Consider the following 14,657-nt stretch of genomic DNA (forward strand, 5'->3'; position numbering starts at 1 on the left):
CTTGGGGCTGCCGGGGGACGCGGCGCCCGGGCGCGCCCGGGGGGGGGGGGCCGTCCCCTCCTAGCCGGGGTCCGGGCCCCGCCGCACGTGCGCGCGGGCTCAGCCCGCGGGGTACTCGTCCGCGAGGAACGGCCGCACGCTCTGCAGCTCCGACTTGAGGATGCCCACCCGGTTGGTGAACCGGCTGGTGTCGATGTCGTGCTCGTCCAGGAAGTCCACCAGCGCGGCCGTCACCGCGGAGACGACCGGGGTGGCGCTGCGGAGCACGTCGTCGCTCATGGCCCGGCTGGCCCAGGTCCTGGTGACCCAGGTGGAGCGCAGGCCGAAGGGCTCGGGCAGGCCCATCCCGCCGCCCAGCCAGCCGAGCAGGACCGGCGCCCGCATGAACGGCGCCCGCAGGGCCTGGCGGACCACCTCGTCGTTGTCGATGAGGGGCAGCCGGATCGTCTCCTCCTCCCAGAACTTGCCGGTCTTCTGGCGGGTCAGCTCCTTGGGCTTGGGCTTGCCGGTGAAGAGTCCGTGCACCGGCCCGAGCGCGTACCCGGACACGGTGATCTGGAGGGTGTTGGAGAGGACCACCACCTCCACCAGGATGGTGGAGACGAGTTGGCCCTGGTGCAGCACGAACTGGGTGGCGACGCTGTGGCGCGGACCGCCCTGGCCGAACGTCTGCTTGTTGGCCACGGCCTGGACGGCGTGGTCGCGCATCACGAAGCCGTCGCCGTCCATCTCCGGACCGCCGGGGCGGCCGATCTCGTCCGCGCCCTCCGGGATGTGCTGGATCACCCAGTGGTTCACCGAGTACGGCGGCATGCCGCCGCCGGCCACCTCGCTGCGGCCGAGCCCGCCCAGGCGCTCGCCGATCTTCCGGGCGAGGTCCCACGGGTGGAACGTCCGGAAGTCGGGGTGCCCCTCGGCGGGTTTCAGCTCGGCGCTGACGTCCCAGGAGCCCCAGCGCCGGCCCGCGCCGAGCAGGCCCTTCGCCCCGGCGTAGTGGTGGAAGTTGGTCTCCTGCTCGGCCTCCAGGCGGCCCAGCTGGGCCTTGAGGGTGGCCGCCTTCTTGTCCATGTCGTCCCGCGGGACGGCCTTGGGGACGGTCGCCGCCGGCCCGTTGCCCTCCACCAGCGCCTGCCAGCGGGCCCGCAGGTCCTCGGTGCTGCGCAGCACGATCCGCTTGGCGAGGTACCAGCCGACCACGGGCGCGAGCATCATCACCCGGAAGTACAGCGCCCAGACGCCTCCGACCGGCGGCCGGACGGCGAGCAGGACGGCGATCAGGCCGACGCCGACCAGCACCAGGGTGCCGTAGATGTCCTGCCGGCCCGAGGCGTCCTTCTTCAGCCAGGCGCGGATCTGGAACGCGCCGAGCCAGAGCAGGGTGCCGGGGAGGAAGAGCAGGCCGCTCACCAGGGTGACGATCATGAGCTGGCGGTCGCGCGCGTCCCGCAGCTCCTGGGCGGCCAGGCAGTGCTGGACGACCATCCGGGAGTCGACGCCGAAGGACGGCACCAGCGGATTGCGCTTGGCCCCGAGGGTCCGGGAGATGACGGCCTTGCTGAACGCCTCGCCGAGGTTGGGCCGCAGCAGCTTGAACCGGCCGGCCTTGATCTTGCCGGGCTGGACGTCCTCGAAGGCCGTGAGCTCCGAGTCGCGGTAGGCGACCGAGGAGAGCGCCTGGGTGACCGCCGTCTGCGGGCCCGCATCCGTACGGGGTATCTGCGCGCCCGGGGTCATGTCGAGCTTGGTCACGGGTGGTGTGCCCTCCTCCCCTTGTCAGCGGCAGGTTACCGCGCTCCGGTGACGCCGCGCGGGTGATCGTCTGAACAGCTGTCACGCAGCGTCGAGTACCGGCCTATTCCGCATGGTTCCCCGATCCGGCGGCTTTGATCCCCGGGCGGCGGTTCTGCTGCCCGGGGAGGGGCCGGATGGGGGACGATCGGGTCATGAGCCGAGCGGTGATGAGGGATCCGGTGCTGGTCTTCGACGGGGACTGCGCGTTCTGCACGAGCTGCGTGACCGCGGCGGAGCGGTACCTGCGGCAGACCCTGGCCTCGGCCGGCTGGGACGCCGTCCCGTTCCAGTTCGCGGACCTGGCGGCACTGGACGCGCGGGCCGGCGGGCGGGGCGAGGTGTCCGGGGAGCGGGCCGGGCGGGAGCTGCTGTGGGTGACCCCGGGCGGGCGGGTGTACGGCGGCGCGCAGGCGGTGGCCCGGCTGCTGATGCGCTCCGGCGGGCTGTGGGCCTGGGCGGGTGGAGTGCTGGCGCTGGCGCCGGTGCGGCCGGTGGCGGCCGCGGTCTACCGGTGGGTGGCGGCCAACCGCGGGCGGATGCCGGGCGGGACGCCGACCTGCGCGCTGCCGCGGGGCGGGCCGGCCGGCGGGTGATCCGGGCCCCGGCGGTGCGGCCTAGCCAGCGGCCGTGACGACGGGGCGGGCCGGCCGGCCCGGGGTGCTACTCCTCGCCCCGCGCGGTCAGTTGCGCCGCGAGCGCGGGCGGCATCGGCTCGTGCCGCAGGTGGGCGCGGGAGAACTCGGCGGTGCCGTGGGTGAGGGAGCGCAGGTCCACGGGGTAGCGGGCGAGTTCGAGCTCGGGGACTTCGGCGCGCAGCAGGGTGAGGCCGGGGCCGCCGGTCTCGGTGCCGAGGACCCGGCCGCGCCGGGCGGAGAGGTCGCCGAGCACGGCGCCGAGGTAGTCGTCCGGCAGCAGGACGCTCACCGCGGCGACCGGTTCCAGTACCCGGATGACGGCGTGCCCGGCGGCGTCGCGCAGGGCGAGCGCGGCGGCGCTCTGGAAGGCCGAGTCGGAGGAGTCCACCGAGTGGGCCTTGCCGTCCACCAGGGTGACCCGGATGTCGGTCAGCGGGTGTCCGGTGCCGACGCCCTTGGCGAGCTGGGCCCGCACTCCCTTCTCGACGGAGGGGATGAAGTGCTTGGGCACGCTGCCGCCCACCACCCGGTCCTGGAACTCGAACCCGGCGCCGGTCGGGAGCGGCTCCACCTCCAGCTCGCAGATGGCGTACTGCCCGTGGCCGCCGGACTGCTTCACCAGGCGGCCGTGGCCGGCGGCGGCGCTGCCGAAGGTCTCGCGCAGCGCGACCCGGTGCGGGGTGGTGTCGACGTGCACGCCGTGCCGGCCGCGCAGCCGGTCCAGGACGACCTCGGCATGGGCCTCGCCGGTGCACCACAGGACGATCTGGTGGGTGTCGGCGTTCTGTTCCACCCGGACGGCCGGGTCCTCGGTGGTGAGCCGGGTGAGGGCCTGCGAGAGCTTGTCGTCGTCGGCCTTGCTGTGCGCCTCGACGGCGATCGGCAGCAGCGGCTCGGCCAGTGGCCACGGGTCGAGGGGTGTGCTGTGGCCGGGGTCGCCGAGGGTGTCGCCGGTGCGGGCCGTGGTGAGTTTGGCGATGCAGACGAGGTCCCCGGCCAGGGCGTGCGGTACGGGGTGGTGCTGCTTGCCGAACGGGCTGGTGAGGGCGGTGACCCGTTCGTCGGTGGGCTCGCGTCCGTCCGGGCCGGTGATCTCGACGTGGGTGTCCGGGCGCAGGGTGCCGGCCAGCATCCGGACCAGGCTGATCCGCCCGACGTAGGCGTCGCCGGTGATCCTGATCACCTGGGCGGCGAGCGGGGCGTCGGGGTCGCAGTCGGGTGCGGGCGGGCGGCGGTGCGCCGGGTCGGGGAAGGCGGCGGCGATGAGGTCGAGGAGTTCGGCGGCGCCGAGGCCGCCGTCGGTGGTGGCGAGCGCGGGGTGCAGGGCGCAGGCCAGGACTTCGCGGCGCAGGCCGTCGGTGAGGGCGGCGGTGTCGAGCTCCTCGCCGGCGAGGTAGCGCTCCATCAGGGTGTCGTCCTGGCCCGAGATGGCCTCCACCAGGCTCTCGCGGGCGGCGGCGCTCTCGGGTGTGGGCTCGGGCGCGGGGCCGTCCTCCCCGTAGCCGCGGCCGGTCAGCAGGTCGAGCGAGCCGGTGGGGCGGCCGTCGTGGTGCAGCGGGAGGTAGAGCGGGCGCAGGGTGTCGGGGCCGAGGCCGAAGGCGTCGTGGCAGGCCGTCAGGATCTCGTCGAAGCCGCTGCGGGCGATGTCGAGCTTGGCGACGGCGATCGCCCGGGGGATGCCGGCGGCGGCGCACTCGCGCCAGAGGGCGCGGGTGGGGGCGGTGACCGGGTCGGTGGCGGAGACCACGAAGACGGCGCCGTCGGCGGCGTGCAGGGCCGCGCGCAGCTCGGCGGCGAAGTCGGGGTGGCCGGGCGGGTCGAGCAGGTTGATCTTGGTGTCGCGCCACTCCAGCGGGAGGACGGCGAGCTGGACCGAGCGCTGCTGCTTGTGCTCGATCTCCTCGTGGTCCGAGACGGTGTTCCCGTCGGGGACCCGGCCGGCCCGGGTGAGGGCGCCGGCGGCGAGGGCGAGGGACTCCGCGAGGGTGGTCTTGCCGGCGCCGCTGCAGCCGATCAGGACGACGTTGCGGAGCTGTTCGGGGCGCTCGACGGGCGGCGCCTGCCCTGTTCGTACCGTGGCGCGGTCGGGCATCGGGGTTCTCCTCCCGTGGCGACGGACGGCTCCAAGTCTAGGTTCGGTACCCGTCCGGGCGCGTGCGGTGGAGTCCGTCGATCACCCCGCGTGCCCGTCGAAGAGCTTTGAGTAGTTGACAGTTGGGCCGAACGACGGCCGGCCGGTGCGGTGCGCGGGAGTGCGTGGTGGGCGTGGATACCATGGGTCAGCCGGGTGGGCTGATCCACTCGGTCGCCTGCCGCGGATCGCGGCCGTCGGCGGATGCCAGTGAGATCGGAGCGGTCCGGAAGGCCATGCTCAACAAATACGCGCGTGCCTTCTTCACACGTGTCCTGACCCCCTTCGCCGCCTTCCTGATCCGCCTGGGCGTGAGCCCCGACGCGGTGACGCTGATCGGTACGGCCGGCTCGGTGGCGGGCGCACTGGTGTTCTTCCCCCGCGGGGAGTTCTTCTGGGGCACCATCACGATCACGCTGTTCATCTTCTCCGACCTGGTCGACGGCAACATGGCGCGCCAGCTGGGCCGCACCAGCAAGTGGGGCGCGTTCCTGGACTCCACGCTCGACCGGGTCGCGGACGCGGCGATCTTCGGCGGACTGGCCATGTGGTACGCGGGCAAGGGCGACAACAACCTGCTCTGCGCGGTGGCGATCTTCTGCCTGGCGAGCGGCCTGGTGGTCTCGTACACCAAGGCCCGGGCGGAGAGCCAGGGCCTGCCCTGCGACGTGTCGGGGCTGGTGGAGCGGGCCGAGCGGCTGGTGATCAGCCTGGTCGCGGCGGGGGTCGCCGGGCTGCACACCTTCGGGGTGCCGTACGTGGAGTGGCTGCTGCCGTTCGCGCTGTGGCTGGTGGCGGCGGGGAGCCTGGTGACGGTGTTCCAGCGGATGCTGACCGTGCGCCGGGAGGCGTTCGAGGCGGACCGCCTGGAGGCGGGGAGTCGGGGGGTGGCGTGAACGAGCGGATTGTCTACTCGGCGTACGCGCTGGGCTGGGCGGCACTGAAGCACCTGCCCGAGCGGGCCGCGAAGGGCCTGTTCGACCAGATCGCCGACGCGGCCTGGCGCAAGCGCGGCAAGCGGGTGCTGCAGCTGGAGGCCAACCTGCTGCGGGTGCGTCCCGACGCGGACGAGGCCCGGCTGCGGGAGCTGTCCCGGGCCGGGATGCGCTCCTACCTGCGGTACTGGATGGAGTCGTTCCGGCTGCCGGTGTGGAGCCGGGAGCGGATCGCCCGGAGCATGGCCGTCGAGGGTCTGGAGCACCTCACCGGGGCGATGGAGTCCGGGCGCGGCGCGGTGATAGCGCTTCCGCACATGGGCAACTGGGACCTGGCCGGCGCGTGGGTCGCCTCGCACGTCGGGTACCCGTTCACCACGGTCGCGGAGCGGCTGGAGCCGGAGCGGCTGTTCGAGCGCTTCGTGGCGTACCGGGAGAGCCTCGGGATGGAGGTGCTGCCGCTGACCGGCGGCGACGTCTCGGTGGTCGGGACGCTGGCGCGCCGGCTGCGCGCCGGCAAGCTGGTCTGCCTGGTCGGTGACCGGGACCTCTCCGAGGCCGGTGTCGAGGTGACCTTCTTCGGCGAGGCCACCCGGATGCCCGCCGGCCCGGCCGCGCTGTGCCTGCGCACCGGGGCCGCGCTGCTGCCGGTGACGCTCTGGTACGACGGCCCGGTGATGCGGGCCCGGATCCACCCCGAGGTGCTGCCGCCGGCCGGGGGCGACGGGCGCGGCGCCGCCGGCCGGGCCGCCGACGGCCAGGAGGGCGACGGGAGGGGCGCCGACCGGAAGGCGCAGACCGCGGCGATGGTCCAGTCGATGGCCGACGTCTGGGCGGGCGGCATCCGCGAGCACCCCGAGGACTGGCACATGCTGCAGCGGCTCTGGCTGGCCGACCTGCCCGTCCGCGAGCAGCCGGGCGCCCCGGCGCCCGCACCGGTGGCCGCGCCCGGTACCGAGCCGGCCGCCGAGCCGGCCGGGTCCTGAAGCACTCTGAGAGGAACCTGGTGAAGATCGGCATCGTCTGCCCGTACGACTGGGACGTCCCCGGAGGCGTGCAGTTCCACATCCGGGACCTCGCCGAGCACCTGATCGCGCTCGGCCACGACGTCTCGGTGCTGGCGCCCGCCGAGGACGACGAGGCGCTGCCGCCGTACGTGGTCTCGGCCGGCCGTGCGGTGGCCGTGCCGTACAACGGCTCGGTCGCGCGGCTGAGCTTCGGCATCCTGTCGGCGGCCCGGGTCCGGCGCTGGCTGAACGACGGGCACTTCGACATCCTGCACGTGCACGAGCCGGCCTCGCCGAGCCTGTCGATGCTCGCGGCCTGGTCCGCCTCCGGCCCCATGGTGGGCACCTTCCACACCTCCAACCCGCGCTCGCGGGCGATGATCGCGGCCTCGCCGATCCTCCAGCCCGGACTGGAGAAGATGCGGGCCCGGATCGCCGTCAGCGAGTACGCCCGCCGCACCCTGGTCGAGCACCTGGGCGGTGACGCCGTGGTGATCCCCAACGGCGTCGACGTCGGCTTCTTCGCCGAAGCCGAGCCGGACGCCCGCTGGACGGGCGGCGCGGCGGACGGCGAGCCCGGCACGATCGGCTTCATCGGTCGGATCAACGAGCCGCGCAAGGGCCTGCCCACGCTGCTGGCGGCGCTGCCGAAGATCCTGGCGGAGCGCCCCGGGGTGCGGCTGCTGGTGGCCGGCAAGGGCGACGAGGAGGAGGCCCTGGCCGGCCTCGCCCCCGAGGCCCGGGCCCAGGTGGAGTTCCTCGGCATGGTCAGCGACCGGGACAAGGCCCGGCTGCTGCGCAGCGTCGACCTGTACGTCGCGCCGAACACGGGCGGCGAGAGCTTCGGGATCATCCTGGTCGAGGCGATGTCGGCGGGCGCGCCGGTGCTGGCGAGCGACCTGGACGCGTTCAAGCAGGTGCTGGACGGCGGTGACGCGGGCGAGCTGTTCCCGGTCGAGGACGCCGACGCGCTGGCCCGTGCGGCGCTGCGGCTGCTGGGCGACCCGGGCCGGCTGGAGGAGCTGCGCAAGGCGGCCTCCCGGCACGTACGGCGCTTCGACTGGTCGACGGTCGGGGCGGACATCCTGTCGGTCTACGAGACGGTCACCGACGGCACGGCCGCGGTGGTGCCGGTGGACGAGGAGCGGACGGGCTGGCGCGGCCGGCTGGGCCTGGCCAGGGACTGAGGGGCGCCGCCCCGGCATCCGGACGGGCGCCCGCCGGGGGCCGGGAGTATCCGGCCCCCGGTGCTGGTTAGGGTGGTCCGGACGGTCCGTCAGCCCGGCGGGCCGCGTCACGACGCCCGGAGGCCCCGATGCCGCAGATCTCCGTCGACTACTCCGCGAACCTGGCGGACACCTTCGACCGCCAGGCCCTCGGCCTCGCCCTGAACCAGCTCGCGGTGAAGCACCTGGACGCCGCGCCGGAGGGGTGCAAGACGCGTTTCCGCCCGGTGGACGGCACCGTCGTGGTGGGTGAGCTCGCGCAGGAGCAGGACCTCGTCCTGGCGGCCTTCCACATCTTCCCCGGGCGCAGCCCGGAGGCGAAGGCGGGCCTCAGCGAGGCGGTGCTGGAGCTGCTGGCCGAGCGGCTGACCCCGGCGCCCGGCCGGCGCCTGCACGCCGCCGTGGACGTGGTCGAGATCGACCGCGACTTCTACCGGGGCACCGTGCTCGGCGGCTAGGACGCGGGGACCGACCGGCGCGCGGCGGGCGGCGTCACGCCATGCGCCGGTCGGTCCGGTCCGACCGCACCCGGTAGCGTTGCGCCCCGTGACTACGTGGATCTGGGCGGCCGTGGCCGTGGTGCTGTGCGGGATGTACCTGAGTTGGACGGCCGGGCGGCTCGACCGGTTGCACGCCCGGATCGACGCCGCCCGCGCGGCGCTGGACGCCCAACTGGTGCGCCGCGCCTCGGTCTCCCTGGAGCTGGCCACCTCGGGTCTGCTGGACCCGGCGGCCTCGCTGGTGCTCTACGAGGCCTCGCACGCGGCCCGGCAGTCGCAGGACGAGCACCGCGAGGTGGCGGAGAGCGAGCTGAGCCTGGCACTGCGCGCGGTGTTCGCCGAACCGGAGCAGCTGGAGGTGCTGATCGCGGCGCCCGGTGGTGAAGAAGCTGTGAAGGATCTGACGGCCGCGGTGCGCCGGGTGCCGATGGCCAGGCGGTTCCACAACGATGCCGTCCGGGCCGCCCGGGCGGTGCGCGAGCACCGGCTGGTGCGCTACTTCCGCCTTGCGGGCAAGGCGCCGTTCCCGATGGCCTTCGAGATGGACGACGCCCCGCCGCTCGCGCTGACCCCCGAGGGAGCCCCCGCCTAGCACCGGCGAGGAGCTGCCTGGCTTCGGCCTGTTTGTCGTATCCCGGCAGCCGGGATGGACTTGGTGGCGCATGGGCCGGGGCTCGTGTCCGCCTAACATAAGGCGATAGCACTTTCATCTTCGAGTGAGGTCTCACGTGTCCACCACCCCCATCACCGCAGACCAGCCGCAGATCGGTACCGCCCGGGTCAAGCGCGGCATGGCCGAGCAGCTCAAGGGCGGTGTGATCATGGACGTGGTCAACGCCGAGCAGGCGAAGATCGCTGAGGACGCCGGCGCGGTGGCCGTCATGGCGCTGGAGCGCGTCCCGGCCGACATCCGCAAGGACGGCGGGGTCGCCCGGATGTCCGACCCGGACATGATCGACGGCATCATCAACGCCGTCTCCATCCCGGTCATGGCCAAGTCCCGGATCGGCCACTTCGTCGAGGCCCAGGTCCTGCAGGCGCTCGGCGTGGACTACATCGACGAGTCCGAGGTGCTCACCCCGGCCGACGAGGTCAACCACTCCGACAAGTGGGCCTTCACCACCCCCTTCGTCTGCGGCGCCACCAACCTGGGCGAGGCGCTGCGCCGCATCGCCGAGGGTGCGGCCATGATCCGCTCCAAGGGCGAGGCCGGCACCGGCAACGTGGTCGAGGCCGTCCGCCACATGCGGCAGATCCGCGCCGACATCAAGCGCCTCACCACCCTCGACGAGACCGAGCTGTTCGTCGCGGCGAAGAACCTCCAGGCCCCGTACGAGCTGGTCAAGGAGGTCGCGCAGCTGGGCAAGCTCCCGGTCGTGCTGTTCTCCGCCGGTGGCGTGGCCACCCCCGCCGACGCCGCGCTGATGATGCAGCTCGGCGCCGAGGGCGTCTTCGTCGGCTCGGGCATCTTCAAGTCCGGCGACCCGGCCAAGCGTGCCGCCGCCGTCGTGAAGGCCACCACGTTCTTCGACGACCCGAAGGTCATCGCGGACGTGTCGCGCGGTCTGGGCGAGGCCATGGTCGGCATCAACTGCGACACCCTGCCCGAGGCCGAGCGGTACGCCAACCGCGGCTGGTAGTCCCTGCCCGACGGCCCGCCGCGCGGATTCACAGGCGCGGCGGGCCGTCGTGCGTCGTCCGTCCGAGAAGTCTGAAGAGGTAGCAACCGTGTCGAGCCGTACCCCAGTCATCGGAGTCCTGGCCCTGCAGGGCGACGTCCGCGAGCACCTGATCGCGCTTGCCGAGGCCGACGCGCTGGCCCGCCCGGTGCGTCGCCCCGAGGAGCTCGCCGAGGTCGACGCGCTGGTGATCCCCGGCGGGGAGTCGACCACCATGTCCAAGCTGGCGCTGGCCTTCGGGATGATGGCGCCGCTGCGCGAGCGGGTCGCCGCCGGGATGCCGGTCTACGGCTCCTGCGCGGGCATGATCATGCTGGCCGACAAGATCCTGGACGGCCGCGACGACCAGGAGACGGTCGGGGGCATCGACATGACGGTGCGCCGCAACGCCTTCGGCCGCCAGAACGAGTCCTTCGAGTCCGCGATCGAGTTCCGCGGTCTCGCGGGCGAGCCCGTGCACGGCGTGTTCATCCGCGCCCCCTGGGTCGAGGCGGTCGGCGCCGGCGTCGAGGTGCTGGCCGAGCTGTCCGCCGCCGACGGTCCGGACAGCCGGATCGTGGCGGTCCGTCAGGGCAACCTGCTGGCCACCTCGTTCCACCCGGAGCTGACCGGCGACCACCGCGTCCACGAGTACTTCGTCCGGATGGTCGAGGCGGCCGTCCCGCAGGCCGCCGCCTAGCAGCCCGCAGGGGCTCCCGGCCCGGCGCGCGCCGCACGGGTGCCCCCGCCGCACCGCGGCACCGGTAAGATCTCTCCTGTTCATTTCCCTTTTGGCGACGTAAAGGAGCTGGCGATGTCCGGCCACTCTAAGTGGGCTACCACCAAGCACAAGAAGGCCGTGATCGACGCCAAGCGCGGCAAGCTCTTCGCCAAGATGATCAAGAACATCGAGGTGGCGGCGCGCACCGGCGGCAGCGACCCGGCCGGCAACCCGACGCTGTACGACGCCATCCAGAAGGCGAAGAAGAGCTCGGTCCCGATCGACAACATCAACCGCGCCGTCAAGCGCGGTGACGGCGCCGAGGCCGGCGGGGCCGACTACTCGACCATCATGTACGAGGGCTACGGTCCGAACGGTGTCGCGGTGCTCATCGAGTGCCTCACCGACAACCGCAACCGTGCCGCCTCCGACGTGCGGGTGGCGATGACCCGCAACGGCGGCAACATGGCCGACCCGGGCTCGGTGTCGTACATGTTCACCCGCAAGGGCGTCATCATCGTCCCCAAGGCGGACGGCGTGGACGAGGACAAGGTCTTCGAGGTCGTCCTGGAGGTCGGCGCCGAGGAGGTCAACGACCTCGGTGACACCTACGAGGTGATCAGCGCGGCGACCGACATGGTCGCGGTCCGCACCGCGCTGGTGGACGCCGGGATCGACTACGACTCGGCCGACGCCAACTTCGTGCCCAGCGTGCAGGTCGAGCTGGACGCCGACGGCGCCCGCAAGATCTTCAAGCTGATCGACGCGCTGGAGGACAGCGACGACGTCCAGAACGTCTTCGCCAACTTCGACATCCCGGACTCCGTCGGCGCCGAGCTCGACGCCGACTAGGGCCCGTCCCGGGGCCCGAGGCCCCGCACCCCCCGCGCCCGGTGGTCCCAGGGACCACCGGGCGCGGTGCGTCCGGGCCTGCTCGCAGGTGTGTTCGCGGCGTTCGTTGTCAGCGGTGCCCGATACCCTTCGGGTGGTCACGGGAGAGGCGGGCACGGCGTGCGGGTACTGGGAGTGGACCCTGGGTTGACCAGGTGCGGCGTCGGTGTGGTCGACGGGGAGCCGGGCCGTCCGCTGCGGATGGTGGGCGTCGGCGTGGTGCGCACCCCGGCCGACGCCGAGATCGGGCCCCGGCTGCTGCTCGTCGAGCAGGGCATCGAGGCCTGGCTGGAGGAGCACCGGCCGGACATGGTCGCCGTCGAGCGGGTCTTCGCCCAGCACAACGTGCGGACGGTGATGGGCACCGCCCAGGCCAGCGCGGTCGCCATGCTCTGCGCCACCCGGCGGGGCATCCCCGTCACCCTGCACACCCCCAGCGAGGTCAAGGCCGCCGTCACGGGCTCCGGCCGGGCCGACAAGGCGCAGGTCACCGCCATGGTCACCCGCCTGCTGCGGCTCGACGCCCCGCCCAAGCCGGCCGACGCCGCCGACGCCCTCGCGCTCGCCATCTGCCACATCTGGCGCGGTGCGGCCGCCGGCCGGATCGCCGCCGCGGTGGCGAAGGCGCCGGCCGCGAGGTCCGCCGCGGTGGCCGCCCGCCCCGCCGTCCGACAGGAGTACCGCCGGTGATCGCGTTCGTCCAGGGCCAGGTCGCGGCCCTCTCCACGGGTACCGCCGTGGTGGAGGTCGGCGGCGTCGGCCTCGCCCTCCAGTGCACCCCCACCACGCTCGCCGCCCTGCGGATCGGCGACCCGGCCCGGCTCGCCACCTCGCTGGTCGTCCGCGAGGACTCCCTCACCCTCTACGGCTTCGCCGACGAGGACGAGCGCGCCACCTTCGACCTGCTGCAGAACGCCAGCGGCGTCGGCCCCCGGCTCGCCCAGGCCATGCTGGGCGTGCACAGCCCGGACGCGCTGCGCCTGGCCGTCGCCACCGGTGACGAGAAGGCGCTGATGGCGGTGCCGGGGATCGGCAAGCGCGGCGCCCAGAAGCTGCTGCTGGAGTACAAGGACAAGCTGGGCGCCCCGCACGGCAGCGTGCCGGCGCAGAAGCCGCTCGCCGCCGGTCCGGCGCCGTGGAGCGAGCAGCTGCAGGCCGCCCTGGTGGGTCTCGGCTACGCTCCGCGGGAGGCGGACGACGCCGTCGCCGCCGTCACTCCGGAGGCCGAGGCGCAGTCCACGCCGGACATCGGTGTGCTGCTCAAGGCCGCGCTGCGCACCCTGAACCGCACGCGCTGACCCGCGGGCGCCCGGGCGGCCCCGCCGGTCGACGTGTCGACCTTTCGGTCGGGCCGCCCGTCCGCCCGTCCGCTGGCCTCCCGCAGCCCGCCCGCCGTCCACCACCGACCGTCCGAGACTGGAGCCCGCCCCGATGAGCCCGTACGACTCCGAACCGGCCGACCGGCTGGTGACCGCCGCCGCCGACGGCGAGGACCAGGCGGTCGAGGCGGCGCTGCGTCCGAAGCTGCTCGACGAGTTCATCGGGCAGGAGCGGGTCCGCGAGCAGCTCTCCCTGGTGCTCCAGGCCGCCCGCAAGCGCGGCCGGGCGCCGGACCACGTGCTGCTGAGCGGCCCGCCCGGGCTGGGCAAGACCACCCTGTCGATGATCATCGCGGCCGAGCTGAACGCCCCGATCCGGATCACCTCCGGCCCCGCGATCCAGCACGCGGGGGACCTCGCGGCGATCCTCTCCTCGCTCACCGAGGGGGAGGTGCTCTTCCTCGACGAGATCCACCGGATGTCCCGGCCCGCCGAGGAGATGCTCTACATGGCGATGGAGGACTACCGGGTCGACGTGATCGTCGGCAAGGGTCCGGGTGCCACCGCCATCCCGCTGGAGCTGCCGCCGTTCACCCTGGTCGGCGCCACCACCCGGGCCGGGCTGCTGCCGCCCCCGCTGCGTGACCGCTTCGGGTTCACCGGGCACATGGAGTTCTACGCCCCCGCCGAGCTGGAGCGGGTGGTGCACCGCTCGGCCGCGCTGCTCGACGTGGAGATCGACCCGGCGGGCGCCGCCGAGATCGCCGGCCGCTCCCGGGGCACGCCCCGGATCGCCAACCGGCTGCTGCGCCGGGTCCGGGACTACGCGCAGGTCAAGCACGACGGCGTGGTCGACCGGGCGATCGCGGCCCGGGCCCTGAAGGTGTACGAGGTCGACGCCCGCGGCCTGGACCGGCTGGACCGGGCGGTGCTGGACGCCCTGATCAGGCTGTTCGGCGGCGGACCGGTCGGTTTGTCGACATTGGCGGTCGCCGTGGGGGAGGAGTCCGAGACCGTGGAGGAGGTCGCCGAGCCCTTCCTGGTCCGCGAGGGCCTGCTGGCCCGCACGCCCCGGGGCCGGATCGCCACCCCGGCCGCCTGGCAGCACCTCGGTCTGGTCCCACCGGTCCAGACCACTGCGGCCCGCCCGGCGGGCGGCCCGGGTCCGCGCGGGCGGGTGCCCGCCCAGTCCGAGCTGTTCGACGCGGTGGAGGAGGACTGAAGAATCCATGCAGGCGGAGGGTCGCCACTTTCGGCGGCAGGATGCGATGCTTGGCGTTGTCCGATCAGTTCGGGTCGCCTAGACTCCGCCGGACCGCCCCTCTCACCTGACGGGCCGACCAACACCACAGGCCGCCGGGCGGCGGCCCGTAAAGGACCCTGGCTGCAGTGAACCTCATCATCCTTCTCCTCCCGATTATCGCGATCGTCCTGATGTTCCGGTCGCAGAAGAAGCGCCAGCAGCAGCAGCAGTCGATGCAGACCGCGCTGGAGCCGGGGGTCGGCGTGCGCACCATCGGCGGTCTGTACGCCCAGGTGAAGGCGGTCAACGACGAGACCGTCGAGCTGGAGATCGCGCCGGGCGTGGTCGCCCACTTCACCAAGGGCGCGATCGCCGCGGTGCTGGACCCGCAGGAGTTCGACGCGATCATCAACGGCCGTCCGCTGGAGGACGAGCTCGCCGAGCTGGCCGAGGCCGCCGAGTCCGCCGACCAGGCCGACGCGACCGAGGACGGCGACAAGCCGCTCTCGCTCTCGAAGGACGGCGCGGACAAGGGCGACGCCGACTCCGGGGCTCCCACGAGCAAGTAGTACGTTCGGGCACACCCGGCCGCCGCGGCAC

15 protein-coding genes are annotated in these 14,657 nt (G+C 73.5%); 13 read left to right on the forward strand and 2 right to left on the reverse strand.

Annotated elements, in window-relative coordinates; translation table 11 throughout:
- Positions 1-99 precede the first annotated feature (99 nt).
- Positions 100-1,749, reverse strand: a complete 1,650-nt coding sequence (locus ACFTWP_RS18985; protein ID WP_380265749.1) for a hypothetical protein — start codon at positions 1,747-1,749, stop codon at positions 100-102.
- A 194-nt stretch (positions 1,750-1,943) separates the two neighbouring features.
- On the opposite strand from ACFTWP_RS18985, the gene ACFTWP_RS18990 reads away from it, so the two are divergent.
- A complete protein-coding gene (locus ACFTWP_RS18990) occupies positions 1,944-2,384 on the forward strand; it encodes a thiol-disulfide oxidoreductase DCC family protein (RefSeq protein ID WP_380265750.1) in 441 nt (146 codons plus the stop codon).
- A gap of 67 nt (positions 2,385-2,451) precedes the next feature.
- On the opposite strand, the gene ACFTWP_RS18995 is transcribed toward ACFTWP_RS18990, so the two are convergent.
- Positions 2,452-4,518: an elongation factor G-like protein EF-G2 gene (locus tag ACFTWP_RS18995; RefSeq protein ID WP_380265751.1), complete on the reverse strand. Its 2,067-nt coding sequence runs from the start codon at positions 4,516-4,518 to the stop codon at positions 2,452-2,454.
- A 275-nt stretch (positions 4,519-4,793) separates the two neighbouring features.
- Here ACFTWP_RS18995 and pgsA point away from each other — a divergent pair, with 275 nt between their 5' ends.
- From pgsA to yajC, 12 genes are all read left to right on the forward strand, one after another.
- Positions 4,794-5,453, forward strand: coding sequence for a phosphatidylinositol phosphate synthase (pgsA, locus tag ACFTWP_RS19000; protein WP_380265752.1), 660 nt, complete (start codon positions 4,794-4,796; stop codon positions 5,451-5,453).
- Positions 5,450-6,478: a phosphatidylinositol mannoside acyltransferase gene (locus tag ACFTWP_RS19005; protein WP_380265753.1), complete on the forward strand. Its 1,029-nt coding sequence runs from the start codon at positions 5,450-5,452 to the stop codon at positions 6,476-6,478. The genes pgsA and ACFTWP_RS19005 overlap by 4 nt, the downstream gene beginning before the upstream one ends.
- 20 nt (positions 6,479-6,498) lie before the next feature.
- Positions 6,499-7,686, forward strand: coding sequence for a glycosyltransferase family 4 protein (locus tag ACFTWP_RS19010; RefSeq protein WP_380265754.1), 1,188 nt, complete (start codon positions 6,499-6,501; stop codon positions 7,684-7,686).
- 128 nt (positions 7,687-7,814) lie between these two features.
- Positions 7,815-8,183: a 5-carboxymethyl-2-hydroxymuconate Delta-isomerase gene (locus ACFTWP_RS19015; RefSeq protein WP_380265755.1), complete on the forward strand. Its 369-nt coding sequence runs from the start codon at positions 7,815-7,817 to the stop codon at positions 8,181-8,183.
- Between the two features lie 133 nt (positions 8,184-8,316).
- Positions 8,317-8,817, forward strand: coding sequence for a hypothetical protein (locus ACFTWP_RS19020; protein WP_380265814.1), 501 nt, complete (start codon positions 8,317-8,319; stop codon positions 8,815-8,817).
- Between the two features lie 136 nt (positions 8,818-8,953).
- Positions 8,954-9,865 (forward strand): pyridoxal 5'-phosphate synthase lyase subunit PdxS, encoded by a 912-nt coding sequence (gene pdxS, locus ACFTWP_RS19025; protein WP_073921495.1) that lies wholly within the window; start codon positions 8,954-8,956, stop codon positions 9,863-9,865.
- An 88-nt stretch (positions 9,866-9,953) separates the two neighbouring features.
- On the forward strand, positions 9,954-10,583 hold the full coding sequence (pdxT, locus tag ACFTWP_RS19030; RefSeq protein ID WP_380265756.1) for a pyridoxal 5'-phosphate synthase glutaminase subunit PdxT: 630 nt from the start codon (positions 9,954-9,956) through the stop codon (positions 10,581-10,583).
- Positions 10,584-10,697: 114 nt separating this feature from the next.
- Positions 10,698-11,456 carry a YebC/PmpR family DNA-binding transcriptional regulator gene (locus ACFTWP_RS19035; protein WP_380265757.1) on the forward strand — a complete coding sequence of 253 codons (759 nt, stop codon included), beginning with the start codon at positions 10,698-10,700 and terminating at the stop codon, positions 11,454-11,456.
- 159 nt (positions 11,457-11,615) lie between these two features.
- Complete coding sequence (gene ruvC / locus ACFTWP_RS19040) at positions 11,616-12,185, forward strand: crossover junction endodeoxyribonuclease RuvC (RefSeq protein WP_380265758.1); 570 nt, start codon at positions 11,616-11,618, stop codon at positions 12,183-12,185.
- Positions 12,182-12,793, forward strand: a complete 612-nt coding sequence (ruvA, locus tag ACFTWP_RS19045; RefSeq protein ID WP_380265759.1) for a Holliday junction branch migration protein RuvA — start codon at positions 12,182-12,184, stop codon at positions 12,791-12,793. Before ruvC ends, ruvA begins: the two co-directional genes overlap by 4 nt.
- A gap of 133 nt (positions 12,794-12,926) precedes the next feature.
- A complete protein-coding gene (gene ruvB / locus ACFTWP_RS19050; protein ID WP_380265760.1) occupies positions 12,927-14,036 on the forward strand; it encodes a Holliday junction branch migration DNA helicase RuvB in 1,110 nt (369 codons plus the stop codon).
- A 167-nt stretch (positions 14,037-14,203) separates the two neighbouring features.
- On the forward strand, positions 14,204-14,626 hold the full coding sequence (yajC, locus tag ACFTWP_RS19055; protein ID WP_380265761.1) for a preprotein translocase subunit YajC: 423 nt from the start codon (positions 14,204-14,206) through the stop codon (positions 14,624-14,626).
- Positions 14,627-14,657: the final 31 nt, after the last annotated feature.

This window comes from Kitasatospora sp. NPDC057015 (assembly GCF_042673745.1).
In the GTDB taxonomy this organism is placed as follows: Bacteria; Actinomycetota; Actinomycetes; order Streptomycetales; family Streptomycetaceae; genus Kitasatospora.

Bases quoted from the DNA above. Each gene is read 5' to 3' on its own strand.
- ACFTWP_RS18990 (WP_380265750.1), top strand. From the start codon at position 1,944: ATGAGCCGAGCGGTGATGAGGGATCCGGTGCTGGTCTTCGACGGGGAC.
- ACFTWP_RS18995 (WP_380265751.1), bottom strand. From the start codon at position 4,518: ATGCCCGACCGCGCCACGGTACGAACAGGGCAGGCGCCGCCCGTCGAG.
- pgsA (WP_380265752.1), top strand. From the start codon at position 4,794: ATGCTCAACAAATACGCGCGTGCCTTCTTCACACGTGTCCTGACCCCC.
- ACFTWP_RS19015 (WP_380265755.1), top strand. From the start codon at position 7,815: ATGCCGCAGATCTCCGTCGACTACTCCGCGAACCTGGCGGACACCTTC.
- ACFTWP_RS19020 (WP_380265814.1), top strand. From the start codon at position 8,317: ATGTACCTGAGTTGGACGGCCGGGCGGCTCGACCGGTTGCACGCCCGG.
- ACFTWP_RS19035 (WP_380265757.1), top strand. From the start codon at position 10,698: ATGTCCGGCCACTCTAAGTGGGCTACCACCAAGCACAAGAAGGCCGTG.
- ruvB (WP_380265760.1), top strand. From the start codon at position 12,927: ATGAGCCCGTACGACTCCGAACCGGCCGACCGGCTGGTGACCGCCGCC.